Origin of the sequence: Halomonas sp. McD50-4 (assembly GCF_022348135.1) — a bacterium.
Taxonomy (GTDB): domain Bacteria; phylum Pseudomonadota; class Gammaproteobacteria; order Pseudomonadales; family Halomonadaceae; genus Vreelandella; species Vreelandella piezotolerans.
In genome coordinates, this window is sequence record NZ_JAKRFG010000002.1 from 73,660 (window position 1) to 91,471 (window position 17,812).

The 17,812-nt window shown below is 58.3% G+C and carries 14 protein-coding genes; 7 read left to right on the top strand and 7 right to left on the bottom strand.

Translation table 11 applies throughout. The features are described from left to right. Positions 1-50: 50 nt before the first annotated feature. Positions 51-3,515 (bottom strand): acyl-[ACP]--phospholipid O-acyltransferase, encoded by a 3,465-nt coding sequence (locus MHM85_RS02955; protein WP_139525197.1) that lies wholly within the window; start codon positions 3,513-3,515, stop codon positions 51-53. Positions 3,516-3,651: 136 nt separating this feature from the next. On the opposite strand from MHM85_RS02955, the gene MHM85_RS02960 reads away from it, so the two are divergent. Together MHM85_RS02960 and MHM85_RS02965 are read left to right on the top strand one after the other, a co-directional pair. Beyond that, positions 3,652-4,422 (top strand): helix-turn-helix transcriptional regulator, encoded by a 771-nt coding sequence (locus MHM85_RS02960; protein WP_139525198.1) that lies wholly within the window; start codon positions 3,652-3,654, stop codon positions 4,420-4,422. Then, positions 4,419-5,282 carry a putative RNA methyltransferase gene (locus tag MHM85_RS02965; RefSeq protein WP_139525199.1) on the top strand — a complete coding sequence of 288 codons (864 nt, stop codon included), beginning with the start codon at positions 4,419-4,421 and terminating at the stop codon, positions 5,280-5,282. Before MHM85_RS02960 ends, MHM85_RS02965 begins: the two co-directional genes overlap by 4 nt. Before the next feature lie 106 nt (positions 5,283-5,388). On the opposite strand, the gene MHM85_RS02970 is transcribed toward MHM85_RS02965, so the two are convergent. Together MHM85_RS02970 and MHM85_RS02975 are read right to left on the bottom strand one after the other, a co-directional pair. Then, complete coding sequence (locus tag MHM85_RS02970; protein WP_054641274.1) at positions 5,389-5,595, bottom strand: cold-shock protein; 207 nt, start codon at positions 5,593-5,595, stop codon at positions 5,389-5,391. A 216-nt stretch (positions 5,596-5,811) separates the two neighbouring features. Then, positions 5,812-6,027, bottom strand: coding sequence for a TIGR02450 family Trp-rich protein (locus MHM85_RS02975; protein ID WP_054641275.1), 216 nt, complete (start codon positions 6,025-6,027; stop codon positions 5,812-5,814). A 184-nt stretch (positions 6,028-6,211) separates the two neighbouring features. Here MHM85_RS02975 and MHM85_RS02980 point away from each other — a divergent pair, with 184 nt between their 5' ends. Continuing rightward, on the top strand, positions 6,212-7,477 hold the full coding sequence (locus MHM85_RS02980; RefSeq protein ID WP_139525200.1) for a dicarboxylate/amino acid:cation symporter: 1,266 nt from the start codon (positions 6,212-6,214) through the stop codon (positions 7,475-7,477). Between the two features lie 27 nt (positions 7,478-7,504). Then, on the top strand, positions 7,505-7,981 hold the full coding sequence (locus tag MHM85_RS02985; RefSeq protein WP_239284558.1) for a nucleoside deaminase: 477 nt from the start codon (positions 7,505-7,507) through the stop codon (positions 7,979-7,981). A gap of 102 nt (positions 7,982-8,083) precedes the next feature. On the opposite strand, the gene MHM85_RS02990 is transcribed toward MHM85_RS02985, so the two are convergent. Next, entirely contained in the window at positions 8,084-8,257 is a 174-nt protein-coding gene (locus MHM85_RS02990; RefSeq protein WP_044629799.1) for a YqaE/Pmp3 family membrane protein, read from the bottom strand. Positions 8,258-8,431: 174 nt separating this feature from the next. Here MHM85_RS02990 and MHM85_RS02995 point away from each other — a divergent pair, with 174 nt between their 5' ends. Continuing rightward, a complete protein-coding gene (locus tag MHM85_RS02995; protein ID WP_239284569.1) occupies positions 8,432-10,474 on the top strand; it encodes a TonB-dependent receptor in 2,043 nt (680 codons plus the stop codon). Between the two features lie 201 nt (positions 10,475-10,675). Here the strand turns inward: MHM85_RS02995 and MHM85_RS03000 are convergent, their stop codons facing one another. The 3 genes from MHM85_RS03000 to MHM85_RS03010 form a co-directional block, all read right to left on the bottom strand. Beyond that, positions 10,676-13,219: a glucose/quinate/shikimate family membrane-bound PQQ-dependent dehydrogenase gene (locus MHM85_RS03000; RefSeq protein WP_139525203.1), complete on the bottom strand. Its 2,544-nt coding sequence runs from the start codon at positions 13,217-13,219 to the stop codon at positions 10,676-10,678. Positions 13,220-13,493: 274 nt separating this feature from the next. Next, positions 13,494-14,498, bottom strand: a complete 1,005-nt coding sequence (locus MHM85_RS03005) for an NADP-dependent oxidoreductase (RefSeq protein WP_139525204.1) — start codon at positions 14,496-14,498, stop codon at positions 13,494-13,496. 191 nt (positions 14,499-14,689) lie between these two features. Continuing rightward, the gene (locus tag MHM85_RS03010) at positions 14,690-15,082 is read right to left on the bottom strand and encodes a septal ring lytic transglycosylase RlpA family protein (RefSeq protein WP_044629795.1); all 393 of its coding nucleotides are present in this window, start codon (positions 15,080-15,082) and stop codon (positions 14,690-14,692) included. A 361-nt stretch (positions 15,083-15,443) separates the two neighbouring features. Between MHM85_RS03010 and MHM85_RS03015 the strand changes: the two genes are divergently transcribed. Both MHM85_RS03015 and MHM85_RS03020 read left to right on the top strand, forming a co-directional pair. Then, on the top strand, positions 15,444-16,859 hold the full coding sequence (locus MHM85_RS03015; RefSeq protein WP_239284571.1) for a hypothetical protein: 1,416 nt from the start codon (positions 15,444-15,446) through the stop codon (positions 16,857-16,859). A gap of 116 nt (positions 16,860-16,975) precedes the next feature. Next, a complete protein-coding gene (locus MHM85_RS03020; RefSeq protein ID WP_139525662.1) occupies positions 16,976-17,764 on the top strand; it encodes an RsiV family protein in 789 nt (262 codons plus the stop codon). Positions 17,765-17,812: the final 48 nt, after the last annotated feature.

The following is a 17,812-nucleotide window of genomic DNA, read 5'->3' on the forward strand; positions in this document are numbered from 1 at the left end:
GAGAGGGCAGCGGCTAGACCGCTGCCCTGTTACTAGGGAGATTGTCTGACCTAAGAGGCCAGTTGCGTCTCGGCAAGCCGTTTTGCGCCTGCAAAGTCGGCTTTTCCTGACCCCAAGCGAGGTATCTCTTCCACGGTGAGCCAGTCACTGGGGATCATCAGCGCGGACGTGCCTTGCTGGCGGAGCGCACTCTTGAGCGTTTTGGCATCTAGCGCGGCTTCGCTCAGTAGGACGATCCGTTCGCCTTTGTTGGCATCGGGCAGGCTGACGGCCATCATTGGCGTGTCAGGCTCCTCGATGACCGCCTTGACGGCGGTTTCGACGGCGCTGAGGCTCACCATTTCGCCGCCGATTTTCGCAAAACGCGTGTAGCGGTCGATGAGCGTCAAAAAGCCATCTTCATCGATGAAGCCTTTATCGCCAGTGACGTACCAGCGTTGACCGTCGACGGTTTTGAGTGCCTGCTCGGTACGCTGAGGGTCGTCGAGATACCCCTGCATTACCTGTGGCCCGCTGATCACGATCATGCCTGGCTCAAGGGTGGGCAGCTCCTCGAAGCTCTTAGGATCGACGACCTTGATGCTGGTGCCGGGGAGCGGCATACCGACGGTGCCGGGCTTATTGCCTTTTTGTACCTGCTGGTAGTGAACGCCTGCGGCGTCGGGCAGATTGACGGCCGCCACGGGGGCGGTTTCCGTCGCGCCGTAGCCTTCATAAATAGCTTTGCCGAATTTTTCCGCAAACCCTTCACGCACGCGATCGTCGAGTTTTTCTGCCCCGGCGACCACCACGCGCAGGCTCTTGAGCCTATCGGGCGTGACCTTCGAACTGCGGTTGAACAGTCGCAGCATGCTGGACGTACCGAACATGATGGTGGCGCTGTGTTTGGCGACCGCGTTGGCAACACCCGAGACATCGGTAGGGTCGGGATGACTGACGAGCGGCAGCCCCTCTATCAGTGGGAGTAACTGGGTGACGGTAAAGCCAAACGCATGAAAGAGCGGCAGTGAGGCCATCACCACATCGTCGTGCTGGGTATTGAGCACGTCGGAGGTCTGTTTGATATTGGCCATCAAGTTACGGTGGCTGAGCATGACGCCTTTTGGCTGTCCTTCACTACCGCTGGAGAACAGAATAGCCGCCGTGGCGTCCGCATCCCGGCTATAGCAGAACAGCGCTTGTAACAACCAAGCGGGCAGCAGGCGTACGGCAAGAAACGTTCCGATGCGTTCCAATCGGGAGAAGCCTGCCTGCAAGTCTTCCAAGTAGAGCACCTGCTGGCCTTCCAGGAGTACGTCGACCGCCAGCCCCCGCTGGCTCAGTTTTTCCACGAAGCGCCGCGAGGTCACGACGGTACGTATATCGGCTTGCTGCAGCGCGTAGGCCAGGGCGGCTTGGCTAGTGGTGTAGTTCAAGTTCACCAGCGTTTTGCCCGCCAGCAACGTAGCCATATTGGCCAGCACTCCGGCGGTGCTGGTAGGCAGCAGTAGGCCAAGCGTCGATTCATTGACGCTGCGATGGCGAAAGCGCTTGGCGAGCAGCAGGCTTGCAGTGAGCGCTTGGCCTGCGTTGAGCGGGCGGCTCAAGGTGTCGGCCAACGCCGCTGCCCTGGGACGGCGCTTGACGCTGCGAATCCAAGCGCTGGGCAGTGTGGGGAGCTCATCGATGGCATGCTGCCAGGAGCGGGTGGCTTGCTCGAAAATGCGCCTCTTCAACACATCGGCAGGCGTGTTGTTAGGCAGCGGTTTGCCAAAAGCGACGACGACCGAGCGGTGCAGCGGCGCGTTACGTAGCTCTTTGAGCTTGCTCGACGAGCGTGAGAACTGGCTGCCCCACAAGCCGCGCAGATAAAATGGCACGATGCGCACGTCTGGGTGGGTCTGTTGACAAGCACGCTCATAACCACGGCGCAGCTCGCCGAGCTGGCCGTTGCGGCTGATCGCTCCTTCGGGAAACAGACACACCACTTCACCGGCGTTGAGCTGTTCGGCAACGGCTGCCAGGGCGTTCTCTGCCCCAGCGCCGCGCTCGATGGGAATGCAGCCCAGCGCTTTGAAAAACCAACGCAAGTACCAACGCTGATAAATGCTTTTCAGCATGACGAAGCGTACCGGGCGCGGGCTGGCAATTTGCACCATGGCCCAGTCTACCCAGCTAATGTGATTGCCCAGCAGTAGCACGCCACCCTGGGCGGGCAGATTCTCGAGCCCGTGAACGTCCACTTTATAGCGACGGGTGAGCAAAAAGCTCAACATGAAGCGCACTAGGCTCTGGGGCAGTTTGAAAATCGTATAGCCACCGCCCACCATTGCCACGCTAGCGACCAACAGCAGCAAGTAATGGCTGTCCACGCCTGCCAGCGCAAATAGTGCAGTGAGCACCAAAAAGCCCAGCATCGAGAGGTTTTGTATCCAGTTATTGGCCGCGAGTACCGTGCCTAGCTCGTGGTCTGCCGCATGAAACTGAATCAAGGCGTTGAGCGGCACGATAAACAGCCCGCCCATCATGCCAATGAACACGAAGTTCAGCGCTTGGCTCGTGGGCGTCGTGAACAACGGCAAACACCACAATCCCACCGCGACGCCCACGGCCCCCAGAGGTATTAAGCCGGTTTCGATGCGATTGCGGGAGAGCCTGCTGGCTAACAGCGAGCCCAGGGCGATGCCGATACCGCTGGCGGCGAGAATGGCTTGTAGCACCAGCGTGTTCTCGATGCTGAGCGCCTCTTTGGCATAAGCGGGGAAGGCGGCCAGCAGCACTTGCCCGACCGACCAGAACGTCGCTAAGCCAATGATGGAGAGCCGTAGCACAGGCTGATGGGCAAGAATGCTTAAATTCTCTTTCAGCACGGCGCCGCTACGGTAACGGGCCCAGGTGAGCGGGGTAGCCGCCGGCTGCGCGTCGTCCGGCTTGAGCCGATAAAGAGCGACGACCTGCAGGCCGCTATTAAGCACCAGCAGCCAGCCCAGCGGGGCAATATTGCGTAACAGCTCACCTGGCGTGTGGACGCTAGACGTCACCCAGTGTTCGAAAAGGGCGGTGAATGCCACCGTTCCGGCCAGAATGGCACCAATGGTCACCGCCTGAACGAGCCCGTTGGCTTCGGCGAGCCTCGGTTTACCAAACAGTCCTTTCACTAAGCCGTACTTGGCGGGCGAATAGAACGCCGACTGAATGGCCAGCAGCAGCGTCATTGCAAAGGCAAGCCAAAACCAGCCTTGGTAATAGGCAGCCGTGATGCCTAGCGATACCGCTACCGCCGCCCAGGCGGAGAGCCTGAGCACGCGTACTTTGGGCGTGCTGTCGGCCACATGGCCTGCCGGGCTGAATAGCAAAATGAACGGCAGCAGAATCAGCGCGTTCACCAAGGCGGTGAGCACGACTTGAGTCGCGCCATCATAGCTTTTGAAAATCGTATTCTGAATGACGATTTTATGCCCGAGATCTACGAAAGCGTTGAGAAAAATGGCCATCAAGTAGGGCCAAGCGCCTGCAATGCGCAGCAAAGGTTGCATGGTGTGTCGCCTTAATCGCCGAAAGTGTAGGCACTGTCGGCAAATGGGGTGAGCGTTGCAATACTCACCGTTCAAGTTGCGTTATGGGGGCTTTCCGGTATCGTTATACGCTACTTTTCCACGTGTCGGAGGCCCTGTGAGCCAAACCAGCGCGCTTATCGATACGTTGAAGCGCCAACTGCGCGCCCAAGGTTACACCTATGCCGATGTGGCGCGGTGGCTTGAACTGAGCGAAGCGTCGGTGAAGCGGCTGTTCGCAGATAAGCACGTTACCTTAGAGCGCTTGGAAATAATTTGCGACCGGCTCAATCTGGAATTTTCTGAATTGATCAGCGCCATGCACGCCGATGAGCAGCGGGTGCAGGAATTGACCCAAGCGCAAGAGCAGCGCATCGTCGACGACCGTGAGCTGTTTTTGGTGGCGGTATGTGTGATCAACGGCTATCGCTTCGAAGAGATTCACCACCAATATCGGCTGAGCGAGGCGCAGTGCATTCGCCATTTGCTGACCCTCGAGCAGTTGAAGCTCATCGAGCTGCTGCCAGACAATCGTATTCGTCGACGGGTGGCGGCGAATTTTCGCTGGCGCCCCGGCGGTCCGATTCAGCAATTTTTCCAGCAGCACATCGCCACCGAGTTTTTTCAGTCGCGGTTCGATCGCGATACCGAAAAGCTCATGGTGCTCAATGGCCTGCTCTCCCAGGCGGGCAGCGCCGAATGGCAGCAGATCATGCAGCGCCTAGCCAATGAGTTTCACGCGCTGTGCGAACGAGAAAGCAACCTGCCCCTGCAACAGCGCTTTGGCACCACCTCGGTGCTGGCGGTGCGTCAGTGGCAGTCCACGCTATTTAAAGATGTGTCCCGCACTGCCATGCCCAACAAACGCCCTAACGAGACTTCTTTGTGACCCATCGATCTCCTTTTCAGGCTCTGGCCTGCCCGTTAGACGGCGAACCGCTCCATTTGGAAGGCGGCACCTGGCGGTGTGCGTCAAACCACAGTTTCGATGTGGCCAAACAGGGGTACGTGAATTTGCTGCCCGTTCAGCAGAAGCGTTCCACCGACCCCGGCGACAGCAAAGCCATGGTGGCGGCACGTCAGCGTTTTTTGGCGGCGGGTGAGTATGCGCCCATTGCCGAGGCGCTGAGCCAGGCGGTCGTGAGCCACGCCGATCAGACACAGGCAGAGACGTATTGCTGCCTGGATGCTGGCTGTGGCGAGGGGTACTACTTACGCCAGTTGGCCCACAACGTTCCCGAGTCGCAGGCGCTGTCACTATTGGGGCTGGATATCTCGAAGTGGGCGGTGCAGTCGGCGGCGAAGCAGGACGATAAACAGGCACCCATTTGTCGCTGGGTTGTCGGCAGTAATGCCCAATTGCCGATTCAGTCGGCAAGCGTGGATAGCGTGCTGTGCATGTTTGGCTTTCCGGTGTATAGCGAGTTTGCGCGTGTGCTTAAAACGGGCGGGCAGCTGATTCAGGTTGACGCGGGGCCGCAGCACCTGCGCGAGCTACGGGACATTATTTACCCCACCTTAAAACCTACTCGTGAGAAAGAAACCAACGTACCGGAAGGGTTTGCCCGCCGCGCTTCCGAGCAGATTTGCTACGCTATTTCGTTAGAAGGGGGAGACGTTATCCGCGATTTGCTGACCATGACGCCACATTTGTATCGTGCCAGTGCGGAGGGGCGCGAAAAAGCGGCTGCTTTAGATCAGCTGACGCTCACGATCGATGCCCAGCTCACCGTATGGGAGAGGGATTGACGTATAAACGCAAAAAGGCCCGCCGAGGCGGGCCTTTTTGTTGAACCGTTCACCTAGAGGGCAAAGGTTCTAGCAATCTTATCAGTGCTATCGAAAGCGATAGAACTTAGGAGATTTGCTTGATGTTAGACGCCTGAAGGCCTTTTTTGCCCTGGGTAACGTCGAAGGAGACGTTAGCGCCTTCTTGCAGGGTTTTGAAGCCGTCGGCCTGAATTTCGGAGAAGTGTGCAAACAGGTCGTCACCACCGTCAGAAGGAGCGATGAAGCCGAAGCCTTTGGTGTCGTTGAACCATTTAACTGTGCCAGTTGCCATTGTGTAGATCCTTTTGCGCGAATGCGCTGTCGTAAAGTTCCTGGTATGACCCAGATGAAGTAGCGGGTGAAACAAGGAATACAAGATCAGGCAGCCGAAAAAGATCGTACGCTTCTGAAACCATGCTGCTTGCTAACCACTGGCGCTACAGTGTCATGCTTCCAGGGTTAGGTCAAAGCCTTTCGCGTTTATTTTACGATGACCGCTGAGCGTCAATCATTTCCAGCCCATCTTCCAAATGCTGGCATCTTTGAGTGCTTGCCAGGGCAGCGTGCTTTCTCGGTGGGAGTGCACCGCTTCAAGCACCACGTCAACGACATTTTCCTCCTCGTCACGGAGCAGTTGCGTCACGATGAAGTGTTTCTCCTTATGTCGGGGAGTCACGGCAGTCCATTTGCTGTGGTGTAACTTGTTGGGGTTGATGCGGTTCATTAAGGCTCCAAGTTCAGTAGATCGGCAGCGTTCGTGAAGGAGGCTGTGCGTGTGGTCAAAGGGGCCGTGCTAAGCTATTTCACCTACGTGACATGCTCACGCGCTATCGCTCTCTATGTCAGCCATTCATAGTGATGGTTCATGGCATGGTAGGTTCCACGGATTTATCTGGACAGGACATTCAATGACATATCTCTGGAAGCGCTATCTTCAAGCATCGCTCATCCTCCGTGTGACGATTGCGCTGATACTGGGCGTGCTGGTGGGCATCGTGGGTGGTGACGAAGTGACCGTTTGGCTAGCGCCCGTGGGGGATTTACTGCTCCGGCTACTGACGTTTCTGATCGTTCCCATCGTGCTGTTCACCCTCATGGTTGGGGTGAACCAATCACGGGAAGGCAGTGCCGGCCGTGTGGGCGGTAAGGTGTTCCTCTACTACTTAGGCTCTTCTGCGCTGGCCATTACGGTGGGGCTGACCGTTGCCACTCTATTTAGCCCGGGCAGCGGCATGACGCTCAACGACAGCGCGAGTTTTTCGGTGCCCGACAACCCTGGCGTGGTCGATGCTCTGCTCAACATCGTGCCGAACAACATCGTGGGTGCCTTTGCCGAGCTCAATATGCTGGGCATCATCTTTACCGCGCTGGTGTTTGGTATTGCGCTGCTCAAAATGCGTCAGTCGGAGCAGCAGCATGCGCTGGGTGAGCAGCTTTACCAAGTGATCGAGGGGCTGAATGCCGTCACGCTCAAAGTGATGTCGGGCGTGCTGCATTTTGTGCCCATTGGCGTTTTTGCCATCGTTGCCGAAACGGTGAGCCAGCAGGGTATGGAAACACTGCTGTCGTTGGGCGATATGGTAATGGTGCTGTATATCGCACTCGGAGCGCAGCTATTGATTTACTGTGCGGTCATGCTGCTGTTCGGTGTGAGGTTGCGCACCTTTTTCGGTGAGGCGCGCACGCCGATGGCCACTGCATTCGCAACCCAAAGTAGCTCCGGTACGTTACCCATCACGATCAACGCCGCACAGCGGCTGGGCATTCCGAAAAGCATTTATGGCTTTAGCTTGCCGCTGGGGGCAACGCTCAATATGGACGGTGCCGCCATCCGTATTGCCATTTCAGCGGTGTTTGCCGCCAACGTCATGGGAGCTCCTCTCGACTTCATGAGCATGGTGCAAATCGTACTGATTGGTACGCTGGTCACGGTGGGCACCGCCGGGGTGCCGGGTGCGGGCATTATCATGATCGCCACCGTGTTCGCGCAAGTGGGGCTGCCCATTGAAACCGTGGCGCTACTCACTGCCATCGATGCGTTGGTCGGCATGGGGGCAACGGCGTTGAATGTCACGGGGGATTTGGTGGGTACCTCTGTGATTGCCAAAAGTGAAGGGCATTCACTCGCTGAAACGCCTGACGAAGCGGGCGGTCAGGCGGCGGAAAACGGTTGATACGCGTTTTGACGATAGGAGTACACCATGATTTACGAACGTGAGTATCGTTATTTGCAGCGTGCCGTGGAACTAGCTGAAGAGGCGCTCGATGCGGGAGACGAGCCTTTTGGCAGCGTATTGGTCAGCGCTCAAGGCGAGATACTGGCGGAAGACCGCAACCGCATTGCTGGCGGTGACGCGACGCAGCACCCTGAATTTGCTCTAGCGCGTTGGGCGGCGAATCATCTCACGCCGGAAGCGCGTGCGGCTGCGACGGTGTATACCTCGGGTGAACATTGCCCCATGTGCGCGGCCGCCCATGGCTGGGTGGGGCTGGGGCGCATTGTTTACGTCAGTTCGACCGAACAGTTATGTCAGTGGCTCGCCGAGTGGGGCGTGGCCGCACCGCCCGTGGCAACGCTATCGATCAACGAAGTAGTGCCAGGGCTTACGGTAGAAGGTCCGGTACCTGGCCTGGACGAGCAGGTTCACGCTTTGCATCGCCGTTTGCACGGCAAGTAACCGAGCCGTATCAGCTAGGGTTAAAGAGAACTAGGGTTAAAAGAGAACGCCGCTTTGCGCAAGGCAAGGCGGCGTTTGTTAAACTCAATACGTCACGAGTGGCTAGTGCTTAAGAATGACGTAGAAGGCGTGGATGATGCCTGGAATGAAGCCAAAGAGCGTCAGCAGGATGTTGAGCCAGAAATGTCCCTTAAAGCCGACCTCGAAAAATACCCCGAGTGGGGGAAAGATCACTGCAAAAATCATCTTGATCGGGTCAGTCGCGGTAAATGCCATGTAGCCTCCTTTGCTTACACGATGAAGGTGAAATCACCCTTGCGCCAGTGTAGAGCGAATCCAGTCACTTGGCGAACGAGCCACTTGGCTGTATGACTACGTTACCGTTTGATTGTTCCCTACAGAGCGCTAGAGCGCTGATTATTCACTTGAATATCGTTTGGAAAGGATGCCATGAATCGCTACTTCACCCCTTCGCTGCTGCTCATTAGCTCGGCTCTAACAACGCCCGTATGGGCGCAAACCGCGACCCAGGCCGCGCTCCCCACCGTCGAAGTCAACGCGCCTCGGTTGTCGCGAGAGCTCTATGCCACGCCGGCCGCTGTTTCAACCATCGATCGCGATGCCATTGCCCAAGGCCAGCAGCGGGTGCGCCTGGATGAGTCGCTCGATCGCGTGCCGGGCGTGTTCCTGCAGAATCGCGATAACTTTGCCCAGGGGCAACGTATCTCGATTCGTGGCTTTGGTGCCCGTGCGCCGTTTGGGGTGCGGGGCATTACGGTCATGGTGGACGGCATCCCTTATACGTTGCCGGATGGGCAGGCCCAGTTGGACGCCATCGATCTGGACAGCGCCGAGCGCATCGAGGTGATTCGTGGGCCGTCGTCCGTGCTGTATGGCAACGCGGCGGGAGGGGTGATCGACATTACCACCGCTGACGGGCGCGACAACCCTGGCACGCGGCTGCGTGTAGGCGCTGGAAGCGATGGGTATCAGAAAGTGGCGCTGCAAAATGGTGGCATACAGGGGGATTGGTCGCACCATATCAGCCTCACCGCGCTGAACGTGGATGGCTACCGGGAGCAGAGTTCTACCGAGAAGTATCTACTCAATGCCAAGCTGCGCCGTGAGTTGGGCAGTGATCGAGCACTCACCGCCATCATCAACTTGCTGGATAACCCTCGCTCGGAAGACCCCGGCGCGCTTGACGCCCGCGAGGTTGCCGAAGGGCGCGACCAAGCCGCACCGAACTCGCTGGCGTTGGATGCCGGTCAAACCGTCGACCAGCAGTTGATCGGGCTGCAGTATGAGGATTTAGCGGCCGGAGATGGGGAGCTGTATCTGAAAGGCTTCATCGCCCAACGGGATTTCGAGCAGCAGCTGCCGTTCGTGGGCAGCAGCCGCTTGGGTTATCAGCGCGATTACATGGGGGCCAGCGCCGAGTATCACCATGAAGTCACGCTAGGCAGCCTGCCGCTGAATTACATCGTCGGGGTGGATGCCGCGCGTCAGAAAGACGAGCGCTTCCGTAACGCTGTGAATTCGCAAGGGGCGGTGGGCGAGCCGCTCGCCGATGAAACCCAAACCGCGACCTCCACTGGCGTGTTTGCCCAGGGAGATATAGCGCTGTCTGAGCCGCTGACGCTGTCGTTGGGCGCGCGGTTTGATCGGGTGGATCTCGATGTCGATGACGATTTTGCCGCCGACGGCGACCAGAGCGGCCAGCGCACCTTTAACGAGTGGAGCGGCTCTGCCGGGCTGAGTTACCGCTACCGCCCGCAGCACCAAGCGTATATCAACACCGGCACGGCCTTTGAGACCCCCACGTTCTCTGAGTTTGCCAACCCGGCAGGGGGGGGCTTTAATCCTAGCGTGGAACCGCAAAAAGCCTGGAACCGTGAAGTGGGGCTGCGTGGTTACATCGCACCGCTGGCGCTGGATTACGATGTGGCGTTCTTCTCCGTCCGCGTGCGCGATGAGCTGGTGCCCTACGACGAAGGCGGCCGCACGTTCTACCAGAACGCCGGGGATACCAACCGTGACGGGATCGAGCTGGCGCTGGGCTGGCAGCTGGCCGACCAGTGGCGCTTGGACAGCGCGCTCACCCTGGCGCGCTACGAGTTCGATGAGTTTGCCACGCCTTCTGAGCGTTTCGATGGCAACCGCATACCTGGGTTACCGGAGCAAACCTGGGTCAACCAACTGACGTGGGAAAACCTCGACGAGCGCTTTGCCACGCTGGAGACCGAGTACGTGGGCGATTTGGTGGCCGACAACGCCAACCAGACGGCGGTGGATAGCTACTGGCTGGTGAACCTGCGGGTAGGCGACGGCTGGCAGCTGAGCCCACAGACGCGACTAAGCGCTTACGTGGGCCTGCGTAACCTGCTGGATGAAGAGCACTACTCAAACGTGCGCTTGAACGGCACCTTTGGGCGCTTTTACGAACCTGCTCCAGGGCGCAGCGTCTACGGTGGCCTAGAGCTGAGTTTTTAAAACTGACGACGCTTTAGACTGCCGCAGAGCTTGATGTCTGAGCAACCCGTAGCGGGGGTCTTTCGCCATGGATGGCGAAAGTAGCGTCCATGGAAGGGTTTACAGCGCCCCCGCCTAGGGTTGCTCAGACAGCCCCATAACACGAAAAGGGCGGCCCATGGCCGCCCCTTGTCTATCTAGCTGACTCCGTGGAGCGAGCGGTTACTGCGGTAACGCGTAGCCAATCACGTAGTCACCCATCTTGGTACCAAAGGTACCGTGACCGCCCGCCGTCACCACCACGTACTGACGACCGTCGGCGCCGGTAAAGGTCATCGGCGTGGCCTGACCCCCGGCGGGTAGGCGCGCTTTATAAAGCTCTTCACCCGTGGTGATGTCGTAGCCGCGCAAGTACTGATCCAGCGTCCCACTCAAGAAAGAGACGCCGCCAGCGGTGGTCAGCGGGCCGCCCAAGGCGGGAACGCCGACGTTCAACCCAATCGGCAGGCCAAAGGGCATGCTGTCGCGGGTGGTACCGTTGCGATGTTTCCACACCACTTCCGACTCTTGTAAGTCGATACCTGCCACATCGCCCCAGGAGGGCGCTTGGCAGGGTAAGCCCAGTACGGAAAGCAGCGGGCCTAGCTCTACCGCATAGGGCGCGCCTTCGTTGGGCTGTAGGCCCTGCTCGCTGGCGGAGCCCTGGCCCTCTTCTACTTGGTCGCGGGGGACCAGTGTCGATACGAACGCGAGGTACTTCGCACCGGTAAACAGCGCCTGGCGCTCAGGATCGACCGCAACGCCACCCCAGTTCATCACGCCGACGTTACCGGGGTATACGATGCTGCCTTCCAAGGAGGGCGGCGTGTACTGGCCTTCGTAACGCAGCGAGCGGAACTGGATGCGGCACATCATTTGATCGAAGGGTGATGCGCCCCACATATCCCGTTCGGTGAGCGGCGGTGGTAGCAGGTTCAGCGCTGAGCGAGGCTGTGTCTCTGCGGTCCAGTCGCCGTCGATGGCCCCCTGCGGCGCGGGCACTTCGTCGATCGGCACGATCGGCTCGCCGGTTTCCCGGTTGAGGACGTAAAGGCTGCCCTGCTTGGTGGGCTGAATCACGGCGGGCTGGGTGCCGTTAGCCGTTGCTAGGTCGATCAGAACCGGCTGTGCCGGGGTATCCATGTCCCACAGGTCGTGGTGAACGAATTGGTAAACCCAGGCCACTTGGCCGTCGTCCAGATTCAGCGCTACGAGTCCTGCGCTATACGTTTCATCGTTTTCAGAGCGATCGGCACCGTACTGATCCGGCGTGGCGTTGCCCATGGGCAGATACACCAGCCCTAATTCTTCATCGACGCTGATGGGGGCCCACACGTTGGGAGAGCCGCGGGTATAGGTGTCACCCTCGTCGAGTGGGGCGGTGTTATCGGGGTTGCCGCTGTCCCAGTTCCACACCAGCTCGCCTGTGTGCACGTCGAAAGCGCGAATCACGCCGGAGGGCTCGTCGATGGAGCTATTATCGGTGACATGACCGCCCAAAATGACCAAATCTTCCGTCACCGTGGCCGGCGAGGTGGAATAGTAGCCGCCAGGGGCGAATTCACCAATGTTATTGGTAAGATCGATCTCGCCGTTGTTGCCAAAGCTTTCGCAGCGCTCGCCGGTATCGGCATTCAGCGCAATCAGACGGGCATCGGCCGTCGGCAAATAGAGCCTGCGCGGGCACATCACGTCCGTGGCGCTGAGCATGGCTGCGTCATCGTCGGATGCCAGCGAGGAATCATCGGCCAAACCACTGATGAAAAGCAGAAAGGCTAGATCCAGATCGAACTGGCTGCCATCATCGAACAGCGAGCGCGCCGAAGCGGTATCGTCGGCGGGTGACGTAGTGTCATCGTTCGGGCTGCTTTCGGTGCGCTCGGCTGCGTAGTTTGCAGCATCGTAATAGGCGAGGCCGCGGCAGGTCATGTGGGCCCAGCCGGAGAAGTCGTCGGCACCCATGGTGCTGATATTGGGATCGAACTCCCACAGAGTTTCGCCGGTTTCCGGTGACAGCGCCATGGCACGGCTATGCGACGTGCAGATGTACAGACTGTCGTTCACTTTCAGCGGCGTATTCTGGTTGGTGATTTCCGGCGGCGCATTGGGGCCAGGCTCATCGCCGGTTTGAATGCGCCACACCTCTTCCAGCTCGCTAACGTTCTCGGGCGTAATTTGGTCGAGTGACGAATAGTGGGTACCAGCATTAGTACCGCCGTAGGCAGGCCAATCGTCACCCGCGACCTGGGCCGGGTTGACGGCTTCGGTGTTATTGGCGGACTCGATGCTGCCCTCGATGGTGCCTGGGTAGCTAAACTGGCTGGCGATGGCGACGATGATAGCGGCGCCAATGCTGGCCATAAGGGCGAGACTGCCACCGCGCGAGTTGAGCGGTTTGCGCCACCATGGCAAAAGCATGATGAGGCCGATGAGGCATGGAATGGCGACCCTGGGGACCAACTGCCACCAGTCTAGGCCGACTTCCCAGAGCGCCCATGCCAGGGTGGCGAACAAAATGAGGGCGTACAGCCAAAGCGCTGCGCCTTTGCGCAGGGCAAGCAGCAGTCCGGCGACGGCCACGGCGATCCCCGCGATGACGTAGTAAGCGCTGCCGCCTAGCATGAGCAGCTTAACGCCACCCACGGCCAGGGCGATGCCAGCTAACGCCAGCAGCAAGCCCAGCAGTAGCGCTGGCCATTTGCTGCGAGCACGTGTGTGTTCATCCATGAGGTAAACCCCTGTTAACAACGAGTTGATGCCGCTTGCCGGTCAAGGTGTGCGGCGGCTCCACAACGTGCCCTAACCCATCGGCAACGCCGATGGGTTAAAACACACATTGATTGGCTGTGATTTTAATAATCAATTCGCTTTTGGTCTAATGATTTGCTGGCTAATCAATGCCCATAAAAACTCCGCGCTATTCAACATAGCGCGGCATGGCGAGGTTAAAAGAGATGAGGAGCAGATTTAACCTAGCGTAACGGGCTGGAAAGCGGGGTGATCAGGCCGATAGCTTGACCAGCATCTTACCGGTATTGCCGCCCTCGAAGAGTGCCAAGAAGGCATCTGGGGTGCTCTCCAATCCCTCTTTGATCGTCTCTTTGTAGTCCAGTTTGCCATCGGCTACTTGAGGAGCCACTTCGTTCAAAAAGTAGCGATAGCTGGACCAGTGATCGGCGACGATGAAGCCCTGCATCTTGGCTTTGCGAACCACCAATTGCGACAGGTTGCTCGGCCCAGGCGTAGGCGTTTCGGCGTTGTAGCTATCGATCATGCCGCAGACGGCAATGCGCGCACCCTCGTTGAGCTGGCTGAGTGCCGCTTCGAGGCAGATACCGCCCACATTCTCGTAATAAACATCGATACCATTCGGGCTGGCGAGCTTGATGGCATCGCTGAGCTCTTGAGCGCTGCGATCTCGGTAGCTGACCGGCTCGACGCCCAGCGACTCTAGCCAGGCAAGCTTGTGAGCAGCGCCTGCGATACCCACCACGTGACAGCCTTTTGCTTTGGCCAGCTGTACCGCCAGGGAGCCGACGGCGCCACTGGCAGCACTGACGAGGACATTATCGCCTGGCTTGCATTCGGCAATCAGATTGAGGCCTGTCCACGCCGTCATACCGGGCATGCCCAATACGCCTAGATAGGCTTGGTCGGGCACGTTCGAATCGGGCAGCGCCGTGACGCCATCTCCCGACACTTGTGCGATATCGCGCCAGCCCCCCATGTGGCTAACTTTATCGCCCACCTTGACGTCAGCGTGCTTCGAAGCGATGACTTCACCGATGGCTCCACCCTCCATGGGTTGGCCCAGTTCGAAAGGGGCGACATAGGTGCGTATGCCCGACATTCGGCCTCGCATGTACGGGTCGACCGATAGCCAGTGATTACGAATGCGCACTTCGCCATCCGCTAACTCGGGTAACTCCTGAGTCTCTAGCGAAAACAACTCGCGCTTGGGTAAGCCGGTGGGATAGTCGGTAAGCGTGTAAAAACGAGATTGCATGGCTGCCTCCTGCATTGAAGTAAGCGTCGTGTTCCTTGCAGAGTAGAGACCATTAGCAAGCTTGCAAGTTCGTCAGGTGACCAAGACACATAAAAAAAGCGGCCCGAGCGGGCCGCTTTGTTCAGCAAGGGCTGCTACATGGCAGCGCTGATCGTTTAAGGGGTATCACACGCTTGCGGGTGTGTTATCCGTTAATCTACCAGAGTGATCATCACGGGGGCCGTACCTCGGCGAATCATCCCGAGGGCTCGCGCTGCCCGTTTAGAAAGGTCGATCACGCGTCCTTTTACGAACGGGCCACGATCATTGATCATGACTTCGACTTCTTGCCCGGTATCGGGGCGGGTGACCAGCACCTTGGTACCGAAGGGCAGACTCGGGTGCGCTGCAGTCAGCGCTTGTTGATCGAAGGGTTCGCCACTGGCGGTGGTGGCCCCTTGGAAGCGGTCGCTATAGAAAGAAGCCACCCCTTCTTGTAACTCAGTTTGCGCATTGGTTTGATGAGCAACTGCTTGATTGGCCGTCAAAAAAAGCAGTGCGACTGCCAAGCAGGTCGTTCGTAGTCGGTGTTTATGGGCTCCCATAGGAGTACCTCAGTGGTTCGTAAAGCGGACTCCGCATTCGTCGACGAGGTGCCGATAGGCGTATGGATAGTAGCTTGCCATGCAGGGGTCGGCAAGCTTTAAGAAGATCGGCGCAATTACCCCCATAATTACGCTTTTTACCAATACGCGCTACACCCTTGCGTTTCAGTAAGTTAGGCATCCCCCAATGAATCGAAGTAATGACCCTGCGTCAGCGCCGCCATATTTTTCATCAAACGCTCACTTTAACTCGTTAGACACCTTATAATTTATCAACATCATTGATATTGACTATCACTCAACCCACCCTCGCCAATGAACAAGGATGCCCCTATGGCTAAGTCTTCTTCACTGACTCTTTTTGGTTGTGGCGGTCGGCGGCGCTGCCGTTGGTTACTTCGCCGCGCAAACGTTGCCCAGCGTGACCCCCTCGTCAGAAGAGCCCGACGTAGACATCACTACCGAACAGGAAGCGATGCCTGCGGCCCTTCAAGGCCTGGACTATCTCACCTTGGGTGAGCGCTCGCGGGGCGAAATCACCTCCGCCAGCGAGCTCAATGGCAAAGATGGCAGCCGCTTTACGCGTTATGCCATTTCATTAGAGGAAGAGGCACTGGTCGAGGTATCGTTGAGCGGTGCGTTACAAGGCACGGTAGCGCTATATGACGATCAGCTCCAGCTATTGGCTAACGCAGAGACGGTGCGTCATCGTATCGAAGAGGGTGGCGATTACATCGTCGTCGTAAGCGGTGCCGATGCTCATAGCTATGGTCCGTTCAACGTCAGCAGCCGTACCATCGAGCTGAGCGATGCGGATAGCATGACCGTGGGCACCCCCGTCGACAGTTGGCTCGATAGCAGGGAGCGCGAGATCACGCTGACCATCGAAGAGGCGGGCATGTACCAAATCGAGATGCGCGCAGATGACTTCGATGCGTATCTCGAGCTGGAAGGCCCCAACGGTTACTATCGCGAAGATGACGACAGCGCCGGTAATTTGAACGCACGCATTACCGATTTTCTCGCCCCGGGTGAGTACACCCTGACCGCACGCTCAGCCTATGGTGACGGCAATGGCCTGTTCACCTTGGCGGCCGACCCCCGCGAACTGCCGGGTGACGGTGAGCTACGTAACGACGGTACCGTCGTGCCCAACGAGACGCTAAGCGGTTGGTTCAGTGGCCAAGACCTAACGTACGACTTAGAAATCGACGAAGCGGGCATGTATCAAATCGATATGAGCTCCAGCGATGTAGACGCTTATTTGATACTCGAAGGCCCCAACGGTTACTTCCGCGAAGATGATGACAGCGCCGGTAACTTGGATGCGCGCATTGCAGATTTCCTAGCGCCGGGCTCTTACCAGCTAACCGCGCGCACGGCCTATGGCACCGACAGTGGACTTTTCACCCTGGCCATCGAACCCCGCGAACTACCGAACGGCGTCGAGCTGCGTAACGACGGCGCGATCACGCCAGACGAAACGCTCAACGGCTGGTACAGCGGTGAGGCGTTGACCTACCAGCTCACGCTAGAGGAGAGCTCGCTGGTCACGCTGACCATGACGTCCAACGATTTCGATACGTACCTCGAGCTGTATGGCGAAGGCGTGTCCTATACTGATGACGACAGCGGCGGTGGCACCAATGCTCGCCTGGAGCAGGCGCTACTGCCTGGTACTTACACGGTGAGCGCTCGTGGCTTCAGTGCAAGCGGCAGTGGGATGTTCGAACTGCAAGTGGAAGCAGAGCCCACCGAAATGCAGCCGGACACCTAAGAATCGCCCACGCGTGCCGGTGTTTACAACAGCGCCCCTGCCATACTGCAGGGGCGCTGCCGTTCTACCACGACCCGCTCGCCTTATCAGGACGCATGATCCACAAGGAGGTTATGATGTTACGCACGTTCAAAACGCTAGGAGCAGGACTATCACTCGTCGGAACGCTATTACTAGGTGGCTGTTTGGCCGCTGATAAATCTCCCCGCGAGCCGATTGCCCTGGCCTCGCTTGCCGTGGAAAAACAGTACGTGGCGTCAGGTTGCCATGCCGAGCAGTGCTCGACGGTGACTGTCTCGGCACTGACGTTTCCTCAATCGTCCACACTGAGTGACGCCTTGCGAACACGCTTGCTCACTCTGGGCATGCCCATCAGCGACGAGGAAGCGGCGCAGCCTGCACAGAGCTGGGACGAGTACGCCGATCGTTTCTTGGCCATGGCGGCGGAAGATAATCGTGTTGCGCCAGGCAACATGACCAGCGAGGCATTGTTGGAAGCGTCGGTCTACGCGCGTCACCACGATCTACTAGTGATCGAGCTGAACAGCTATGTGTACCACGCAGGTCAGGCTCATGGACTGCCGCTGACGGATTATATGGTCATTGATGAGCGCGAACATCGTGTCGTCGAGCCCGACGAGATGCTGTTAGAGGGGCAAGCGGCTGCTTTCGATGCGCTGTTGGCAGAGGCACATCGGCGCTGGATCACCGAGGCGGGCTTCGATGAGCAGTTTGCCGTTGACTGGCCGCTTAGCCCGAGTCGCAACATTGCGCCGCTGGAGGATCGCTGGGAAGTGACCTACAACGTCTATGAGATTGCGCCTTATGCGGTGGGCCAACCCACGCTCACCCTCCCTCTTGATGCGTTGGCGGGGATAGCCAAGCCCCGCTACCTAGGGCAATGACGCGACTCGAGCAATCGCGCCTAATGGCTTAAAACAAATCGCCGATGA